This is a genomic window from Chthonomonas sp. (assembly GCF_035294505.1).
In the GTDB taxonomy this organism is placed as follows: domain Bacteria; phylum Armatimonadota; class Chthonomonadetes; order Chthonomonadales; family Chthonomonadaceae; genus Chthonomonas.
The window spans coordinates 1-3,097 of sequence record NZ_DATGKU010000050.1; the positions used below are offsets into that span (position 1 = coordinate 1).

Annotated in this window: 5 protein-coding genes; 2 read left to right on the top strand and 3 right to left on the bottom strand. The window is 54.0% G+C overall.

Annotated features, from left to right (window positions below; translation table 11 throughout):
• Positions 1–112 precede the first annotated feature (112 nt).
• Positions 113–565, bottom strand: coding sequence for a TIGR03668 family PPOX class F420-dependent oxidoreductase (locus VKV18_RS02280; RefSeq protein ID WP_324202610.1), 453 nt, complete (start codon positions 563–565; stop codon positions 113–115).
• Positions 566–581: 16 nt separating this feature from the next.
• Positions 582–1,490 carry an LLM class F420-dependent oxidoreductase gene (locus VKV18_RS02285; protein ID WP_324202611.1) on the bottom strand — a complete coding sequence of 303 codons (909 nt, stop codon included), beginning with the start codon at positions 1,488–1,490 and terminating at the stop codon, positions 582–584.
• Positions 1,491–1,577: 87 nt separating this feature from the next.
• On the opposite strand from VKV18_RS02285, the gene VKV18_RS02290 reads away from it, so the two are divergent.
• A complete protein-coding gene (locus tag VKV18_RS02290) occupies positions 1,578–1,772 on the top strand; it encodes a hypothetical protein (RefSeq protein ID WP_324202612.1) in 195 nt (64 codons plus the stop codon).
• A gap of 596 nt (positions 1,773–2,368) precedes the next feature.
• On the opposite strand, the gene VKV18_RS02295 is transcribed toward VKV18_RS02290, so the two are convergent.
• Entirely contained in the window at positions 2,369–2,494 is a 126-nt protein-coding gene (locus VKV18_RS02295) for a hypothetical protein (protein WP_324202613.1), read from the bottom strand.
• Positions 2,495–2,776: 282 nt separating this feature from the next.
• On the opposite strand from VKV18_RS02295, the gene VKV18_RS02300 reads away from it, so the two are divergent.
• On the top strand, positions 2,777–3,097 hold a 321-nt coding region (locus VKV18_RS02300), incomplete at its 3' end, for a MarR family transcriptional regulator (protein ID WP_324202614.1).

Below are 3,097 nucleotides of genomic sequence, written 5' to 3' on the forward strand. Positions count from 1 at the left end.
TAACGAACACATTGGGTTATGTCATCCTGAGCGTTAGCGAAGGATCCGCAGGTCACTACCGGATCCTTCGCTGCCGTTCAGGATGACATGGGGAGATGCTTCATGGACCGGCTTAATGCTCCGCGCTAATCGCCGGTCCCCATGAAGTCACGCGATCAGGGGTGAGCATGATTACGGGCTGCCGTTCCAGAGCCATCGAGCGGTATTGGATGTAGCGCTGCCGCAGCAACTTCAAGGCATGTGCATGCGCTTCATGGTCGGGGCCGATCAGTTCGGCGCGTCCATGCACGAGCACATAGCCCAGCCGCGACCAGTCATCGTCGTACTGATCGATGAGCAGCGAGGCTTCGTGGCGCGCCTCGATATTGCGCACGCGCCGCAGCTTGCCCCCGGCAACGCGCTTGGGCTTCTCGTCAAGCGGCGTGTAGAAGCGCGCGCCGTCGAAGGCGTAGCAGACGGGGATGAGATGTGGACTCCCATGCTCGTCTGCTGTGGCGAGGCGCGCGACACGCTGCCGGCGCACAAAGTTCGCTTCATCCCCGGTGAGCGTCGTGCGGTTAGCCATCACCCTGTTCCCACCGTTATGAACGGCCCGCTACCGGGATCTTCTCCACTACCGGAACAATCTCGTTCGCCAGCACGTCGAATGGCTCAAGGTCGGATACATTCGGCATGCTGAAGAGCGCCTGATCGATGCCTATCTCGGCCAGCGCCGCGAACTGGTCGATTGCCGCCTGTGGCGACAGCGATCCATCGCGGCCATCGCGTGTTATATGCATCCTGCCGAGCGTCGTCTTCTCGATCTGCTCATAGGGACGCCCCACAGCCTCGCAATGCGAGCGCAGCACATCCAGCTTACGCCGCAATTCAGGGATAGGGAACGTGAAAAGATTGCAGGCATCGGCATACCTGGCGACCAGGCGCAGCGTTTTGCGTTCTCCGCTGCCGCCAATCAAAATTGGCGGGTGCGGCTTCTGCACGCTCTGTGGCGAATTGAGCGGGCGCTCAAGAGTGTAGTGCTTGCCGTGATAGGGTTTTTCATCGCCCGACCACATTTGCAGCGCGATCTGCAACGTCTCCTCCAGGCGTTCAAAGCGCTCGGCAAGCGGCGGGAAGGGGACGCCCAGTCCGCGATGCTCCTCTTCGTTCCAGGCGGCGCCAATGCCAAAGTATGCGCGGCCATGCGAGAGCACGTCGAGCGTCGTTGCCGTCTTTACCAGCAGGCCAGGATGGCGATAGGTAACGCCTGTAACCATCGTCCCAAGCTTGATGCGGTTCGTGCGCCCGGCGGCGAAGGCCAGCGCGCTCCATCCCTCCAGCATCTCGTTCTCCGATGGTCCGACGCTGCGGATCTGGAAGAAGTGATCCATCACCCACAGGCTATATAAGCCAGCCCGTTCGGCTCGTTCGGCGATGAGGCCAAAGGTATCGCCGAGCTGGCTCTGGCCGTTCGGCCATGTAAAATTGGGAACCTGTAATCCCAAACGCATGAAAAAGTTCTCTCCTTCAATGCTAATCGTTGTAACAACCCAACGCTATACTATACAAAAGATAGTGTTGGAGAATCAAGGAGAATAATGTGGGGACGGCAAGGTGATGGCAAAAAGGTCATGCATTTAAAAGGTGGGGGAAGACGGTCAGGGAAGAAACAGCTGGGGAGAATGGATGGGGAGGAAATGGATGTGAGGGAAATGGATGGAGATAAGAGATGGTGGATAAGAGATGAGGTAAGAGATGGAATAAGAGAGAGGGTGATAAGAGATGGTGGATAAGAAAGGATGGGTAAGAGATGGAATAAGAGAGGGTGATAAGAGAGGATGGATAAGAGATGGTTGATGAGATATGAGGATAAGAGATGGAGGGATAAGAGATGGGGATAAGAGATGGGGGGGATAAGAGATGGAGGGATAAGAGATGGAGGGATAAGAGATGGAGGGATAAGAGATGGAGGGATAAGAGATGGGGGGATAAGAGATGGAGGGATAAGAGATGGAGGGATAAGAGATGGGGGCAAGCCCCATCTCTACATTAATATGTAGAGATGGGGCTTGCCCCCATCTCTAATCTTGCCCCCATCTCTAATCTTGCCCCCATCTCTAATCTTGCCCCCATCTCTAATCTTGCCCCCATCTCTAATCTTGCCCCCATCTTTTAAATGCGGAACGCGTGTAAACGAGAAATGTGTGTAAATACGGAGTGCATATAAATGTGGAACGCATATAAATGCGGAAAGTGTGTGAATGCGGAAAGTGTGTGAATGTGGAAAGTGTGTGAATGTGGAAAGTGTGTGAATGTATAAAACATATAAATGATGGATATATGTAATGAGAGAAGCGTGTAAATACGAAACGTGTGTAACAGACTTTCATCAGAAAATCTCTGCGATGGCCTGGGTAGCGGCGATGATCCAGTACTGATAGATCGGGCCATACCACTGTTCCAGTGCATGACGATTACGCCCGATGTGTAGTCTCGCCAGAATACCTCGGGCCACGCGTTCCTGGCGCGGTCAATCAGTTCCCGCTCGGATTCCGCCTGTTGACTGAAAAGTTCTCCTGACCTCTTGACAAAGGACATTTCCCTGACTATATTATTAGCATGCTAAATTTTAGCGTGCTATCTAATGGTTGATCTCGCGGCAAAGCCGTGTCAGGGATAGAGTATGTTGTGTGGAAAATGCGCGAAGCGCATTTTCCACACAACATACTCTATAAGGCGAGCGCCGCAGGCGCGAGCAAACGAGGGGATCGGAAACCAAACATACCAGGAAGGGATCATGAAAGTTCCGGTAGAGAATAACCTGGGATACTGGCTCTTCTATGCTCAACGGTGCATGGAGCATTCGTTCAGTAGAGTGCTGGAAGCCTGGTGTGTAGAGCAGAGAAAACCATATACCATCACCCCGTCACAGTGGGGAGCATTGCAACTGCTCTTTGAGCATGATGGACTCACCATTGGCAGAATAGCGCAGGTGCGAGGCGTTGACGCGCCTACGATTACCGGCATCATCAAACGCCTTGAACTAAGCGGGCTGGTGGAGCGACGGCACAATCGCGAGGACCGGCGCAACGTCAAAGTCTACCTCACTCCTGAGGGC